This is a genomic window from Curtobacterium sp. MCLR17_042 (assembly GCF_003234695.1).
Classification (GTDB): domain Bacteria; phylum Actinomycetota; class Actinomycetes; order Actinomycetales; family Microbacteriaceae; genus Curtobacterium; species Curtobacterium flaccumfaciens.
Genome location: NZ_QKTD01000014.1, coordinates 56,260 through 71,737, shown reverse-complemented (window position 1 = coordinate 71,737; position 15,478 = coordinate 56,260). Strand labels below are relative to the sequence as shown.

General features: G+C 71.6%; 12 protein-coding genes. 9 read left to right on the top strand and 3 right to left on the bottom strand.

Annotated elements, in window-relative coordinates; translation table 11 throughout:
• The first annotated feature begins 5 nt into the window (after positions 1–5).
• Genes DEJ02_RS13980 through DEJ02_RS13970 form a run of 3 tightly spaced genes read left to right on the top strand, consistent with a single transcriptional unit; the run spans position 6 to position 3,567 of the window.
• Positions 6–1,001, top strand: a complete 996-nt coding sequence (locus tag DEJ02_RS13980) for an ABC transporter permease (protein WP_111033474.1) — start codon at positions 6–8, stop codon at positions 999–1,001.
• Positions 998–1,897 (top strand): ABC transporter permease, encoded by a 900-nt coding sequence (locus DEJ02_RS13975; protein WP_027464704.1) that lies wholly within the window; start codon positions 998–1,000, stop codon positions 1,895–1,897. The genes DEJ02_RS13980 and DEJ02_RS13975 overlap by 4 nt, the downstream gene beginning before the upstream one ends.
• Complete coding sequence (locus DEJ02_RS13970; protein WP_111033473.1) at positions 1,894–3,567, top strand: ABC transporter ATP-binding protein; 1,674 nt, start codon at positions 1,894–1,896, stop codon at positions 3,565–3,567. The genes DEJ02_RS13975 and DEJ02_RS13970 overlap by 4 nt, the downstream gene beginning before the upstream one ends.
• Positions 3,568–3,716: 149 nt before the next feature.
• On the opposite strand, the gene proP is transcribed toward DEJ02_RS13970, so the two are convergent.
• Complete coding sequence (proP, locus tag DEJ02_RS13965) at positions 3,717–5,282, bottom strand: glycine betaine/L-proline transporter ProP (protein ID WP_258378741.1); 1,566 nt, start codon at positions 5,280–5,282, stop codon at positions 3,717–3,719.
• A 277-nt stretch (positions 5,283–5,559) separates the two neighbouring features.
• Between proP and valS the strand changes: the two genes are divergently transcribed.
• Entirely contained in the window at positions 5,560–8,154 is a 2,595-nt protein-coding gene (gene valS / locus DEJ02_RS13960; protein ID WP_258378740.1) for a valine--tRNA ligase, read from the top strand.
• 65 nt (positions 8,155–8,219) lie between these two features.
• On the top strand, positions 8,220–8,471 hold the full coding sequence (locus DEJ02_RS13955) for a hypothetical protein (protein ID WP_111033472.1): 252 nt from the start codon (positions 8,220–8,222) through the stop codon (positions 8,469–8,471).
• 133 nt (positions 8,472–8,604) lie between these two features.
• Here the strand turns inward: DEJ02_RS13955 and DEJ02_RS13950 are convergent, their stop codons facing one another.
• Positions 8,605–9,444 carry an alpha/beta fold hydrolase gene (locus tag DEJ02_RS13950; protein WP_111033471.1) on the bottom strand — a complete coding sequence of 280 codons (840 nt, stop codon included), beginning with the start codon at positions 9,442–9,444 and terminating at the stop codon, positions 8,605–8,607.
• 122 nt (positions 9,445–9,566) lie between these two features.
• Between DEJ02_RS13950 and DEJ02_RS13945 the strand changes: the two genes are divergently transcribed.
• Together DEJ02_RS13945 and DEJ02_RS13940 are read left to right on the top strand one after the other, a co-directional pair.
• Positions 9,567–10,148 carry a TetR/AcrR family transcriptional regulator gene (locus DEJ02_RS13945; RefSeq protein WP_027464700.1) on the top strand — a complete coding sequence of 194 codons (582 nt, stop codon included), beginning with the start codon at positions 9,567–9,569 and terminating at the stop codon, positions 10,146–10,148.
• 287 nt (positions 10,149–10,435) lie between these two features.
• A complete protein-coding gene (locus tag DEJ02_RS13940; protein WP_111033470.1) occupies positions 10,436–12,460 on the top strand; it encodes a M3 family metallopeptidase in 2,025 nt (674 codons plus the stop codon).
• 82 nt (positions 12,461–12,542) lie between these two features.
• Here the strand turns inward: DEJ02_RS13940 and clpX are convergent, their stop codons facing one another.
• Positions 12,543–13,823, bottom strand: a complete 1,281-nt coding sequence (gene clpX, locus DEJ02_RS13935) for an ATP-dependent Clp protease ATP-binding subunit ClpX (RefSeq protein ID WP_017886000.1) — start codon at positions 13,821–13,823, stop codon at positions 12,543–12,545.
• 236 nt (positions 13,824–14,059) lie between these two features.
• On the opposite strand from clpX, the gene DEJ02_RS13930 reads away from it, so the two are divergent.
• Positions 14,060–14,788, top strand: a complete 729-nt coding sequence (locus tag DEJ02_RS13930; protein ID WP_111033469.1) for a YcnI family protein — start codon at positions 14,060–14,062, stop codon at positions 14,786–14,788.
• Between the two features lie 50 nt (positions 14,789–14,838).
• Positions 14,839–15,447: a copper resistance CopC family protein gene (locus DEJ02_RS13925; RefSeq protein WP_181440364.1), complete on the top strand. Its 609-nt coding sequence runs from the start codon at positions 14,839–14,841 to the stop codon at positions 15,445–15,447.
• Positions 15,448–15,478 lie beyond the last annotated feature (31 nt).

Sequence of the window (15,478 nt, the reverse complement as noted above, 5' to 3'; positions counted from 1 at the left end):
CACGGATGCGGTGGGTCTGGTGGGCCCTCCGGCGGCTCGCCGGGGGCATCGGCGTGCTCTGGGCCGTCGCGACGATCGTCTTCGTCGCGATCCGGCTCATCCCCGGTGACCCGGCGCTCGCGATCCTGGGCGGACCGGGGTCGCAGGCCTCGGCCGAGGCCGTCGCCCAGGTCCGCCACGAGTACGGCCTCGACCAGCCGGTCCTGGTGCAGTACGCGGTGTTCCTCGGCCGCCTGGCGACCGGGCAGCTCGGCGACTCGTACGCCTTCCGCACCCCGGTCGCGACGCTCCTCGCCCAGCAGCTGCCCGTCACGCTGACGCTCGCGGTCACCGGCCTCGTCGTCGCCTGGGTGCTGGCGATCGTCGCCGCGTGGGCCTCGACGCAGCGCGGCCGGATCGCTGCCGGGCTCACCAGCGCCCTGAGCGTCACCGCGAGCGTGATGCCGCACTTCTGGCTCGGCAGCGTGCTCATCGTGGTGTTCGCCACGTCCCTGGGGTGGGTGCCGGCGGTCAGTGACGGCACCGCTCGCGGCTGGGTGCTCCCGGTGCTGACCGTGGCCGTGCCGGTCGCCGGGTACCTGGCCGAGACCGTGCGCGACGGCGTGGTCGACGCGCAGCGCTCCGCCTTCGCACTCGCCGCCCGGGGTCGGGGCGAGACCCGCCTCGGCCTGTTCGGACGGCACCTGCTCCGGCACGCCGCCCTGCCCGGGATCGCGCTGTCCGCGTGGGCCTTCGGGTCGCTCGTCTCCGGAGCGGTGGTCGTCGAGTCCGTGTTCGCCCTGCCCGGCATCGGCCGTGCCCTGGTCACCGCCGTCACCCAGCGGGACATGCCGCTCGTCGCCGGCATCGCGATGGTGTCGGCGGCCGCGTACGTGGTTGTGCTCGCCGTGGCCGACCTGGTCGAGCGTGCCGTCGACCCGCGCAGCACCGCACGGAACGCGGCCCTGCGCCCCGGTGGTGCGCAACGCCGTGGGCCCGGCCGTCCGGCGGGCGCGCGGTGAGCGGGATCGCCGACCCGGGCCTCCAAACCGGAGCGCCCGGCCACCAGACCGCCGCCGGCACCGAGCGCGTCCGTGGGGGGACGCTCGGCGCCGGCGGCATCGCCGCGGGGGTGGTCGTCCTGGTTGCCGTGGTGGCGGCGGCGTGGCCCGCCCTGCTCGGCGGCGGGGACCCGCTCGCGGTGCACCCCGCAGATGCCCTGGCCGCGCCGAGCGGCGCGCACCCGTTCGGCACCGACGAGTCCGGACGCGACGTCCTGGCGCGGGTGGTCGCAGGGACCCGGGCATCGCTCGTCGTCGGCGTCGCCGCGACCCTGATCGGCGGCGGCGTGGGCGTCCTGCTCGGCGTCGTCGCCGGTCTCGGTGCTGGGGCCGGACGACCCGGACGACTGCTCGACGCCGTCATCGGCCGCGTCACCGAGGTCGCGTTCGCCCTGCCGCTGCTGCTCGTCGCCCTCGTCGTCATCGCCGTGACCGGTCCGGGTCCGGTGCCGGCGGTGCTCGCGGTCGGGTTCGCGACCGCTCCCGGCTACGCCCGGATCGTGCGCGGCCTGGTCCGGGCCGCCCGGAGTTCGCAGGTGGTCGAGACGGCGGTGCTGCTCGGCCGCTCCCCCGCCCGCACCGTGGTCCGGCACGTGCTGCCGACGGCGCTCTGGCCCGTCGTCGCCGTCGCCACGCTCGGGGTCGGGCAGGCGGTCGTGTGGGCCTCGGCGCTGAGTTACCTCGGCGTCGGCACGCCCCCGCCCGCGCCGGAGTGGGGCGCGATGCTCGCCGACGGCCGCACCTACCTGCAGACCGCGCCGTGGATGAGCACCTTCCCCGGACTCGCGATCGTGGTGCTCGCGACCGCCGTCACCGTGCTCGGCCGGGCGATCCGACGGACCGGGGCCGCGCGGTGAGCGCCGTCCTCGACGTCCGCGGGCTCACCGTCGCCATCGGCGGCACCCCGATCGTGCACGGTGTCGACCTGCGCGTCGACGCCGGCGAGTGCGTCGCCCTGGTCGGGGCGTCCGGCTCCGGCAAGACCGTCACCGCCCGCGCCGTGCTCGGCCTGTCCGCGCCCGACGCCGCCGTGCACGCCGACGTGTTCGCGGTCGACGGCGTCGACGTGGGCGGGTACACGGACCGGCGGTGGCGCCGGCTGCGGGGATCACGGGTCGGCTACGTCGGCCAGGAGGCCCTGGGCGCGTTGGACCCGCTGCGCCCCGTCGGGCGCGAGGTCGCCGACAGCCTCCGCCTGCACACCGAGATGTGTGCGGCCGAGCGCGTGGACGCCGTGCGCGACGCCCTGGCCGCGGTGGGCCTCGACCCGGACATCGCGACCGACGGCCGGCTCGCCGGGACCCTGTCGGGCGGGATGCGACAGCGGGCCCTCATCGCCGCGGCCACCGTCGGGTCTCCCGCGCTGCTGGTCGCCGACGAACCGACGACGGCGCTCGACGCCGGGGTCGCCGTCACCGTGATGGAACAGCTGCGGGCCGCGCAGACACGGGGCGCCGGACTGCTCGTCATCACGCACGACCTGGGGCTCGTCGCGGGGTGGGCCGACCGGGTCGCCGTCGTGCACGAGGGCCGCATCGTCGAGCAGGGTGCGGTCGCCGAGGTCTTCGCGGCGCCGCAGCACCCCGCGACCCGGGCGCTGGTGCGCGCGGCCGGCGCTGCCGCGGCGGCGCCCGCTGTGGTTCGGTGCGAGGTTCCGGATGCCGTGCGAGGCGTCGAGGCTCGCACGGCATCCGGATCCTCGCACGGTTCGGAACCGACCTCGCACGGTGCGAGGGACGTGCTCGCGGCGCAGGGGCTCTCACGCGGCTACGACGGGGTGCTCGCGGTCGACGACGTGTCGTTCGGGCTCGAACGTGGCCGGGTGCTCGGGGTGATCGGCGCCTCGGGCTCGGGCAAGACGACGCTCGCGCGGATGCTCCTCGGGCTCGAGGCACCCGACGCCGGTACGGTCACGCTCGACGACGAACAATGGGTCCCGCTGCCCGAACGCGAGCGACGCCCTCGACGGCACCGGCTCGCGGCCGTCGTGCAGGACCCCGGCGCGACGTTCGACGAACGGTGGAACGTCGAGCGGGTCCTCGCCGACGCGTTCTCGCGCGGTGACGAACGGCGGGCACGCGGTGCGCTCGGCGACCGGGTCGACGCGGCACTGCGGCAGGTCGACCTCGACCCCGTGCTGCGGTCCCGCTCCCCCCGCACCCTGTCCGGCGGGCAACGACAGCGGCTCGCGATCGCCCGTGCGCTGGCGACCGACCCCGAGGTGATCGTGCTCGACGAGCCGGTGACCGCCCTCGACGCCACGGTGCAGGACGCCGTGCTGCGGCTGCTCGAACGGCTCCGCGACGAGACCGGCGTGGCGATGGTGTTCGTGTCGCACGACCTCCGGGCGGTCCGGCGGATGGCCGACGACGTCCTCGTGGTGCACCGCGGCGCGATCGTCGAGCACGGCCCCGCCGCCGAGGTCTTCGCGCGCCCGGCGCACCCGGTGACCGCGCGGCTGCTGCACGCCGCGGAGCGGCTGACAGCGGGCCCCGCCGCGGGGACCGCAGCCGGCCTCGCGGGCTGAGCGACACTCCACGCGCGCTCGCACCCGTGGACTGTCGCTGCGCGCGTGACGTCACCGACGGCCCTGAACGGCCAGGAGGCCCGGGGCGCGTTCCGAGACGGAACGTGCACCGGGCCTCCTGGCCGGGTTGCCGCGGGGCGGCCCCGTGGTCAGGAACCGGAGGGTTCCTTCTGGGCGGCGTCGGCCGAGATGATCGGGATCTCGCTCGTCGAGAAGTCCTTCGCCCAGTCGGACTGTGCGAGCTCCGAGGTCGGGTCGTTGTAGTCCTCGATGACGCCGGCGATCTCGTCCTCGGAGCCGACCGTCGGGCCGGAACCCATGAGCGGGCTCGCGGCGGTCTCCTTGGTGAAGTACACCGCGACCAGGCCGATCACGGCGGCGAGCATCAGGTAGAACGCGGGGATGTCCTCGGCCCAGCCGTACCCGGCGTCCTTCGCGGCGTTGATGAGCGCGGCGGTCGCGAGCGGGGTGGTCCCGCCGAAGAGCGACACCGACACGTTGAACGCGATCGCCAGGGCGCCGTAGCGGATGATCGTCGGGAACAGCGCGGGCAGCGTCGACGGCATGGTCGAGGTGAACGTGACGAGCACGACGCCGAGGATCAGCAGGCCGGCGAAGACGCCGACACCGGTGCCGGTCTGGACCAGCTTGAGGGCCGGCCAGGACAGCAGGATGAAGCCGATGCAACCGGCGGCGAGCACCGGACGGCGCCCGAACTTGTCGGAAAGTCGCCCACCGAAGGTGATGACGACCATCATGAGCAGCATCACGATGACGATGAGGATCAGGCCGAACGTGGCGTTCTGGCCGAGGTTCTGCTCGAGGTAGGTCGGCATGTACGACAGCAGCATGTAGTCGGTCACGTTGAAGACCAGGACCAGGCCGATGCAGATGATGAGCGAGCGCCAGTTCTCGGCGAAGAGCTTGAGGAACGGGGTCTTCTGGCCCTCGCGCTCGGCGGCCTGCTCCTGCTGCTTCTGGAACGCCGGGGTCTCCTCGAGCTTGAGGCGCAGGTAGAGGCCGATCAGGCCGAGGGGGCCCGCGACGATGAACGGGATGCGCCAGCCCCAGCTGAGCAGGGCGTCCTCGGACAGGCCGAACTGCAGGCCGGTGACGATCGAGGCGCCGAGCACGTAGCCGGCGAGGGTGCCGAACTCGAGCCACGAGCCCATGAAGCCGCGGCGCTTGTCGGGCGAGTACTCGGCGATGAAGGTCGCGGCGCCGCCGTACTCACCACCGGTCGAGAAGCCCTGCACGAAACGGGCGACGAGCAGCAGGACCGGAGCCCAGAAGCCGATCGTGTCGTACGACGGGATCAGGCCGATCATGAGCGTGCCGGCGGCCATCAGGATCATCGTCAGCGCGAGGACCTTCTGGCGGCCGATCTTGTCGCCGATCGGGCCGAACACGGCACCGCCGATCGGGCGCACGATGAACGCTGCGGCGAAGAAGCCGAACGTGGCGACGATGTTCGCGGCCGGGTCGCCCTGCGGCAGGAACACCTGCGAGATGGTGACCGTCAGGTACGCGAAGATGCCGAAGTCGAACCACTCCATCGCGTTGCCGAGCGCGGCAGCCGCGACGGCACGCTTGAGCAGCGACTCCTCGACGACGGTGACGTCGTCCTTCGTCAGATTGCGACGAGCGCGCTTCGCGGCGCCCTTCGTGCGCAACGGCCGATCGCCGTGCGGGTGGGGTGCGTTGTTCGGTGCCAAGTCGTTCCTCCGGGGTGCGGTGCTTCCTTCGGGCGTCCGGCGGACGGCGACGTTGCAGCTCCTGCGAACTCCGCGCTCGCCGGACAAACTCCGACAGACTACCAGGCTCCTGGCGTGTCCGACAGTTCGGTGTGCTAGGCGCGGCCCATGGTGCGCGGTTGCTCGGCTGCGCTCGCGTGCGCGGCCGCTACGATTGGGGGCACCGCGCGTCAGGCGCGGAACACTCAGGCACCTCATCACGGACTCGGTGCCGCACACACGTACGGAAGGCACACCCATGACCAAGCCCATGCCCGAGAAGCCGAGCGTCGACGGACTGGAGCAGGTCTGGGGGCCGGTCTGGGAACAGGACGGCACCTACCGCTTCGACCGCGAGGCCGCCGGTCACCGCGACGCCGTCTGGTCGATCGACACCCCGCCGCCCACCGCCTCCGGCTCGCTGCACATCGGGCACGTGTTCTCGTACACGCACACCGACCTCAAGGCCCGGTTCGAGCGCATGCGCGGCAAGCACGTCTTCTACCCGATGGGCTGGGACGACAACGGTCTGCCCACCGAGCGCCGTGTGCAGAACTACTACGGCGTCCGCTGCGACCCGACCCTGCCGTACGACCCCGACTTCACGCCGCCGTTCGAGGGCGGGGACGGCAAGTCCTCGAAGGCCGCCGACCAGCTGCCCGTGTCGCGCCGCAACTTCATCGAGCTGTGCGAGCGCCTGACCGTGCAGGACGAGCAGCAGTTCGAGGAGCTCTTCCGCACCCTCGGCCTGTCGGTCGACTGGACCCAGTCGTACCGCACCATCGACGACACCTCGCGGGCCAGCGCCCAGCGCGCGTTCCTGCGCAACCTCGAGCGCGGCGAGGCCTACCAGGCCGACGCCCCGACCCTGTGGGACGTCACGTTCCGCACCGCGGTCGCGCAGGCCGAGCTCGAGGACAAGGAGATGCCCGGCGCGTACCACGGCATCGCCTTCCACCGCACCGACGGCGGCGACGACGTCGTCATCCAGACCACCCGCCCCGAGCTCCTGCCGGCCTGCGTCGCCCTGGTCGCCCACCCGGACGACGAGCGGTTCCAGGACCTCTTCGGCACCACGGTCCGCTCCCCCCTGTTCGACGTCGAGGTCCCGGTGCTCGCACACCACCTGGCGCAGAAGGACAAGGGCGCCGGCATCGCGATGGTCTGCACCTTCGGTGACACCACCGACGTCGTGTGGTGGCGCGAGCTGCAGCTGCCGAACCGCGCGATCATCGGCTTCGACGGCCGCGTGCGCTCGGACGAGCCCGCCTGGATCGAGTCCACGACGGGCCGGGAGCTCTACGCCGAGATGGCCGGCAAGACCGTGTTCTCGGCCAAGAAGGTCGTCGTCGACGCGCTGACCGAGTCCGGCGAGCTGATCGGTGACGTCAAGACCATCCAGCACCCGGTGAAGTTCTTCGAGAAGGGCGACAAGCCCCTCGAGATCGTGTCGACCCGCCAGTGGTACATCGTCAACGGGGCGCGCGACGAGCAGCTGAAGAGCACGCTCCGCCAGCGCGGCGAGGAGATCGCGTTCCACCCGGACTTCATGCGCGTCCGTTACGACAACTGGGTCGGTGGCCTGTCCGGCGACTGGCTCATCTCGCGCCAGCGCTTCTTCGGCGTGCCGCTGCCCGTCTGGTACCCGCTCGACGCCGACGGCAACCCGGTGTTCGACCAGCCGATCGTCCCGACCGAGGCGCAGCTGCCGGTCGACCCGGCCTCCGAGCCCGCCCCCGGCTTCACCGAGGACCAGCGCGGCGTGCCCGGCGGATTCCAGGGCGAGCTCGACGTGATGGACACCTGGGCCACCTCGTCGCTCACGCCGCAGCTCGCGGGCAAGTGGGAGACCGACCCGGCGCTCTACGACCTGGTGTACCCGTACGACGTCCGCCCGCAGGCGCAGGACATCATCCGCACCTGGCTGTTCACGACCGTGCTGCGCAGCCAGCTCGAGGCCGACGTGGTGCCGTGGAAGCACGCCTCGATCTCCGGCTTCATCGTCGACCCCGACCGCAAGAAGATGTCGAAGTCGAAGGGCAACGTCGTCACGCCGCTGTCCATCCTCGAGCAGCACGGCGCCGACGCGGTCCGCTACTGGGCGGCCTCGTCCAAGCTCGGCACGGACGCGGCGTTCGACCCGCAGAACCCGAAGCAGATCAAGGTCGGCCGTCGTCTGGCGATCAAGGTGCTCAACGCGGCGAAGTTCGTCTACGGCTTCCCGCTGCCCGAGGGCGCCACGAGCGTCACCGAGGCGCTCGACGTCGACATGCTCGCCGAGCTCGGCGCCGTCGTCGAGCAGGCCACCGCGGCGTTCGACGGGTTCGACCACGCCCGGGCCCTCGAGATCACCGAGCGCTTCTTCTGGACGTTCTGCGACGACTACCTCGAGCTCGTGAAGGAGCGTGCCTACGGCACCGCGTCCGACGCGACGCACGAGACGCAGGCGAGCGCGGTCCTGGCGCTGCGCGGCGCGATCGACGTGCTGCTCCGACTGCTGGCACCGTTCCTCCCGTACGCGACGGAAGAGGTGTGGGCCTGGACCCACGACACCAGCGTGCACCGGGCCTCCTGGCCGACCGCGGCCGACCTGCCCACCGACGCGGCCCCCACCGGGCTGCTCGCGGCCGTCGGACAGGCGCTGATCGGGATCCGCGGCGCGAAGACGGCGGCGAAGGCGTCTCAGAAGACGCCCGTGACGCGTGCGGTCGTCGCGGCGCCCGCCGAGACGCGGGTGCTCATCGAGCGCGCGGCGGTCGACCTGGCGGCCGTCGGCCGCATCGAGAACCTGTCGTTCGTCGACGGCGAGGAGCTCGCCGTCACAGAGATCGAGCTCGCGGAACAGCAGGCGTAACGTCGGTTGTCCGGGCCGGGTCGCCTTCGTGACCCGGCCCGTCAACCACCGGACTGGAGGCACGGATGCAGTTGGGCACACGCTGGAACGTGGGTGGGGAGCCGCCTGCGCGACTGCCCGAGACGATGGTCGTCGCCGTGCGCGGGGTCGAGGACGAGCTGGCGGCGGAGTCCGTCGACACGGCGACGTGGGGCTGGACCCTGACGTTCCTGGAGGGCAAGCCGATCGTCGAGCTCGACGACGGCACCTCGATCCACCTCGACGACGCCGGGCACGCCCAGGTGACGAACCCCGACGACGCGGGCGAAGAGGACTAGCGCGCTGCGCGGGCGCGGCGCGCGGCGCGGCGCTTGGAGTGCAGAAATGGTCGGGTCCCCGGTGGGGACCCGACCATTTGTGCTCACGATGCGGGCACCCCCGCCGGGGAGCGCCCGCGTGATCGCCGAGGGATCAGGACTCGGCGAGCCAGGTGCGCAGGACCTCGTTCACCTCGGCGGTGTGCGTGGTGAGCAGGCCGTGCGGGGCGCCCTCGATCTCGACGTACTTCGCCGCGGGCAGCGCCTGGGTGAAGCGTCGGCCGGTGGCGTCGATCGGGAGGATGTTGTCCGACGTGCCGTGCACGATCAGGGCGGGGACGGTGACCTTCGGGATGTCCTGACGGAAGTCGGTCGGCCAGGTCAGGGGTGCTGCGGCGGACGCGATCGAGCCGGAGCCGGCCGCGATGTTCCACGCGTTGCGGACCTGCTCCTCGGAGATGCGGGTGCCGAGGTTCTCCGACAGGTTGAAGAAGTCCTGGTAGAAGTTCGTGAAGTACGCGTAACGGTCCTTCGCCACGTCGGCGGCGATGCCCTCGAAGAACGACATCGGGCCGGCGCCGTCGGGGTTGTCGTCGGTGATGGCGAGGAACGGCTCGAGTGAGGCGAGGAACGCGACCTTCGCGATCCGGTCCTCACCGTGGCGGCCGATGTAGCGGGCGATCTCGCCGGTGCCCATCGAGAAGCCGACGAGGATCACGTCGCGCAGGTCGAGGGTCGTCAGGACCGTGTGCAGGTCGTCGGCGAAGGTGTCGTAGTCGTAGCCGGTGGACGGCTGCGAGGACTGGCCGAAGCCGCGGCGGTCGTACGTGATGACGCGGTAGCCGGCCTCGAGGAGCATCGGGACCTGCCCCTCCCACGAGTTGCCGTCGAGGGGGAAGCCGTGGATCAGCACGATCGGCTGCCCCTGGCCCTTGTCCTCGTAGTGGAGTTCGATGTCGACGCTGTTCTCGGTTCCGACGGTGATGGCACCCATGATCGTTCCTTCCCTGAGTATCGCGGAGAACGATCGTTCTCCGCCGATGTGGACTACAGTAGAGAACGCCCGTTCCCAGTGCAACTCGAGAACGGTGAACACTCAGGGAACGGGGTACACACATGGCCACCAGCACCGTCGAGCCGGACGTCCGAGCACACATCGTCGAGGTCGCGGACCAGCTGTTCTACACGCGCGGGATCCAGTCCGTGGGGATGGACGAGATCCGCACGGGCGCCGGGGTCTCCCTCAAGAAGCTGTACGCGGCGTTCCCCGGCAAGGAGCAGCTCATCGCCGCGGTACTCGCCGGCCGCCACGACATGTGGGAGCAGGGCGTGCACGGCGCGGTCGAGGCTGCGGCCAGCCCGCGCGACAAGCTCCTGGCGGTCTACGACTTCCTGGAGTCGTGGTTCGGCGACGACACGTTCCGCGGCTGCGGGTTCATCAACGCCTTCGGCGAGCTCGGGGCGACCTCGCCCGCGGTCGCCGAGATCGCGCGCGAGCACAAGGACTCGTTCCAGCAGTTCGTGCAGCGGCTCACCGCCGAGGTCGTCGCCGACCCCGAGCACGCCGAGGAACTCGCCGCGCAGCTCGCACTGCTCGCCGAGGGCGCGCAGACCACCGCGGCCATCGCTGGCACCACGGCACCGGCCGCGCACGCGCGCCGTGCCGCGGTGACCCTGATCGACGCCGCGATGCGCTGACACGCGACCGCGATGCGGACTGGGCCCACGCCGCCGGTTCCGGTGCGACGCGCCAGCGGCGCGACGGCCGTGCCGGTGGGGGGAGGAGCGTGGCGGCGCCGCCACGGGCCTCCCGTCCGTCCGCTGGTCGCGCCGGGCGCGGGTACGCCCGCCGGGCCGTTCCGGGCGTACCTGGTCGATCCGGGCGTACCGGGTCGGTTCTTCCGACCAGGGACGCCCGATCCCGCTTCCCAGTCCGGGCGTCATGGGAAGGAACGGACTCCAGCACCCGTGCATAGGGTGGGCAGATGGCAACCCCGTTCGACGTCCCGAGCACCCTCCCCTACGCCCTGCCGCCCTTCGGCGACGTGCGACTCGAGCACTACCGACCGGCGTTCGAGGCCGGCATGGCCGAGCAGCGCGCCGAGGTCGAGGCCATCGCCACCGACCCGCACGCCCCGACGGTCGAGAACACTCTGATCGCACTCGAGCGATCCGGGCAGCTGCTGACCCGCGTCAGCCACGTGTTCTTCACGCTGTCGTCGGCCGACTCGACCCCGGAGCTGCACGACCTCGAGGCCGAGGTCTCCCCGCTCCTCGCCGCACACCGCGACGCGATCACGCTCGACTCCCGCCTGTACGCCCGCGTGCAGGAGGTCCTCGACGGCGCCGAGGCCGCCGGACTGACCGGTGAGGCGCTGCGCCTGGTCGAGCGGACCCACGCCGAGATGACCCTGGCGGGCGCGGGCCTCGACGACGCGGGCAAGGAGCGTCTGACCGCGATCAACCAGGAGCTCTCGACCCTCACGACGACCTTCGAGCGGAACCTGCTCGAGGACACCAACGACTCCGCCGTGCACGTGACGAACGAGGACGAGCTCGAGGGACTCGACGACGGGGCGAAGTCCGCCGCGGCCGCCGCTGCCGCTGACCGGGGCCTGGACGGCTGGCTCGTCACGCTGCCGCTCTACACCGGACACCCGTGGCTGTCCTCGCTGGCCAACCGCGACCTGCGCGAGCGGATCATGCGCGCCTCGCTCGCCCGCGGTCGTCGCGGCAACCAGTACGACAACCGCGAGGTGTTGCTGCGCATCGTCCGGCTGCGGGCCGAGCGCGCCGAGCTGCTCGGGTTCCCGAACCACGCCGCCGTGGTCACCGCCGACGAGACCGCGAAGACCCCCGAGGCCGTCGACGGGCTGCTGTCCTCGCTCGTCGACGCCGCCGCCCGGAACGCCGACGACGAACGCGTGGTCCGATCGCGCACGGTCGGGTTCGACATCGAGTCGTGGGACTGGGCGTACGCCACCGAGATCCTGCGTGGCGAGCAGTTCGCCGCGGACAGCACCGCGCTCCGCCCGTACTTCGAGGCCGACCGGGTCCTGCACGACGGGGTCTTCCACGCCGCCGGTGTCCTGTACGGCTTGAGCTTCACCGAACGCCCGGACCTGCACGGCTACAACGACGAGGTCCGGGTCTTCGAGGTCACCGGCGACGACGGCGAGCCCGTGGGGCTGTACCTGCTCGACCTCTACACGCGCGACGGCAAGCGCGGCGGCGCGTGGATGAACCCGGTCGTCGAGCAGTCCGAGCTGCTCGGCACCCTGCCCGTCGTGGTCAACAACCTCAACGTCGCGAAGCCGTCCGCCGGCTCCCCCACCCTGCTCATCCAGGACGAGGTCGAGACGCTCTTCCACGAGTTCGGCCACGCCCTGCACGGCCTCATCGCCCGCACCACCTACCCGCGGTTCTCCGGCACGAACGTCGAGCGGGACTTCGTCGAGTTCCCGAGCCAGGTGAACGAGATGTGGCTGTCGTGGCCGTCCGTGCTGGCGAACTACGCGAAGCACCACGAGACCGGAGCACCCCTGCCGCCCGAACTCGTCCTGGGGCTCAGCGAGTCCGAGGGGTTCAACGAGGGCTTCGGCACGACCGAGTACCTCGCCGCAGCGCTGCTCGACCAGGCGTGGCACCGGCTGTCGGCAGCCGACGCCGCGGCGGTGACGTCCGTCGAGGACTTCGAGCGGGACGCCCTGGCCGCCGCCGGCATCGCGGTCGAGGCCGTGCCGCCGCGCTACTCGTCGACGTACTTCGCACACACGTTCTCGGGCGGGTACGACGCCGGGTACTACGGGTACATCTGGTCCGAGGTGCTCGACGCCGACACGGTGGAGTGGTTCCGCGACAACGGCGGGCTGGACCGGGAGGCCGGCAAGCGGTTCGCCGAGCGTCTGCTCGGGGTCGGCGGGGCGAAGGACCCGCTCGAGGCGTACCGGGACTTCCGCGGCCGCGACGCCGAGGTCGGCCCGCTGCTGCGCCGCCGCGGGCTCGAGTAGGCGCGCCCGCGCACCGCACCACGAAACGGACACAGCATCACGGAATCCCGTGGTGCTGTGTCCGTTCGCTGGTTCCGGAGGGCTACGCCGACTTCTCGACGCGCTTGGCCCGGGGCCGCGGCACGATCGTCGGCGCCGCGTTCTCGAGCACGGACTCGCGGGTGATCACCACGCGGGCGACGTCGTCGTCGGACGGGACGTCGAACATCACCGGGCCGAGGACCTCTTCGAGGATCGCCCGGAGCCCGCGGGCACCCGTCTGGCGCAGCACCGCGAGGTCCGCGATGGCCTCGAGCGCACCCTGGTCGAACTCGAGCTCGACGCCGTCGATCTGGAACATCCGCTGGTACTGCTTGACCAGCGCGTTCTTCGGCTCGGTCAGGATCTGCATGAGCGCCGCCTGGTCGAGCTGCGACACCGTGGTGACGACGGGCAGACGACCGATGAACTCGGGGATCAGACCGAACTTGTGCAGGTCTTCCGGCAGCACCTCGGAGTACAGGTCCTGGTGGTCGGTCGCGCTGTGCAGGGGCGCCCCGAAGCCGATCCCGCGCTTGCCGACGCGCGAGGACACGATGTCCTCGAGCCCGGCGAACGCACCCGCCACGATGAACAGCACGTTCGTCGTGTCGATCTGGATGAACTCCTGGTGCGGGTGCTTGCGGCCGCCCTGCGGCGGGACCGAGGCGACCGTGCCCTCGAGGATCTTGAGCAGCGCCTGCTGCACGCCTTCGCCCGAGACATCGCGGGTGATCGACGGGTTCTCGGCCTTGCGGGCGATCTTGTCGACCTCGTCGATGTAGATGATGCCGGTCTCGGCACGCTTCACGTCGTAGTCGGCGGCCTGGATGAGCTTGAGGAGGATGTTCTCGACGTCCTCGCCGACGTAGCCGGCCTCGGTCAGGGCGGTGGCGTCCGCGACGGCGAACGGCACGTTGAGGCGCTTGGCCAGGGTCTGCGCCAGGTACGTCTTGCCGCAGCCGGTCGGGCCGATGAGCAGGATGTTCGACTTGGCGATCTCGATGTCGTCGCGGTCTTCGGCGGCGGTGATCTGGCCCTGCGCGCGGATGCGCTTGTAGTGGTTGTAGACGGCCACGGCGAGGGCGCGCTTCGCCGGGTCCTGCCCGATGACGTACTCCTGCAGGAAGTCGAAGATCTCCCGCGGCTTGGGCAGTTCGAAGTCCCCGCTCGAGGTGTCCTCGCCGGCTTCGGCCAGACGTTCCTCGATGATCTCGTTGCAGAGCTCGACGCACTCGTCGCAGATGTAGACGCCCGGTCCGGCGATGAGCTGCTGGACCTGCTTCTGGCTCTTGCCGCAGAACGAGCACTTGAGGAGATCGCCGCTCTCTCCGATGCGTGCCATTCCCGTGCCTCCCTGATTGGACATGCCGGCCGCGCTGTCGCACCACCGCTGGTGCACCGCTGCTGGTGGGCACCTCGTCGTGGACACGAGCCTAACCGCAACCGGTGACACCGACCGCGATGCCCCTCCGGAATCCGCCCGCGCGTTCGCCCAGGGCGTGCGAGCCTGCTACGGTGATCCGGACTTCTCTACATCTTGTAGAACAGTAGGTGCAGAACCACCCCGGAAGGAACCCCATGCAGAAGCGTCTCGCCGCCGGCGGCGCCGTCACCCTCGGTGTCGCAGCCGTCATCGTCCTCGGCAGCGCCACGGCGGCCAGCGCGCACGTGTCCGCCACGGCCACGTCGACCGCAGTGAACTCGTACACCACGGCGACCTTCTCGGTCCCGCACGGCTGCGACGGCTCCCCCACGACGAAGATCCAGTTCCAGGTGCCGGAGTCCGTCATCGAGGTCACGCCCACCGTGAACCCGAACTGGACGATCACGAAGGCGACGGAGCCCTACACCGACCCGTCGGCGTCGGCATCCGACGAGGACCACGCCGAGACGGCCGCCGAGCGCGTCACCAGCGTCACGTACACCGCGAAGACCCCCCTGCCCGCCGACGAGCGCGACACCTTCGCGCTCTCGTTCTCGCTGCCGGACGGCAAGGCCGGCGACCTGGTCGAGTTCCCCGCGATCCAGACCTGCGAGAAGGGCAGCGTCGAGTGGAACCAGGAGCAGAAGGCCGGCGAAGCCGAGCCCGAGCACCCGGCACCCTCGATCACGCTGACCGCCGCCGAGGCGACGGACGACGACGGCGACCCGATCGCCGCGACCCCGACGGCCGAGGCCGCCGGCTCGACCGCCTCGAGCGACCCCGACCTGGTCGGTCGCTTCCTCGGCCTCGGCGGCCTGGTGCTCGGCGCCGTCGCCCTGGTCGTCGCCGTCGCCGGCACGCGTCGTCGGAGCTCCGCCAAGTGACGCGGCGCGGCTCGCGTCGGTCCCGGCCTCGGTCCTCTGCCTGGAGGCTCGTGGCCGGGACCGCCGCGGCCGTCGCGATCGCCGGTGGCGCGGTCCTCGGGCTCGCCGGTCCGGCCAGCGCGCACAACTACCTGATCTCGTCCGACCCGGAGGTCGGCGGCACCCTGACCGAGCTGCCGAAGACGTTCGACATCACGACGAACGACAAGCTGCTCGACATCGGCGACTCGGGGTCCGGGTTCGCGTTCCGCATCGTCGGCCCCGACGGTAAGTACTACGAGGACGGCTGCGTCGACGTCGAGGGGCCGTCGATGACCACGGCCGCCGCACTCGGCGACTCCGGCAAGTACACCGTCGAGTGGCAGATCGTCTCCGCCGACGGGCACACCGTGTCCGACGAGTACCCCTTCACGTGGAAGGCGCCGTCGGGCTTCACCGCGGACTCGGGTGCGGCGAAGCCCCCGACCTGCGCCACCGCCGGTGACGACGACGCCGGCTCGGACACCACCACCGGCACCGCCTCGGGATCGAGCGACTCGGCAGCGTCCGACGCGATCTGGATCGGCGCCGGTGGCGTCGTGCTGGTCGGCGTGGTCGTCGCGGTGCTGCTGCTCCTGCGCCGCAAGCCGGCCCCGGAACCCGACGACTCCGACGACTAGCCGCAACGCAACGACGAAGGCCCCGCACCGT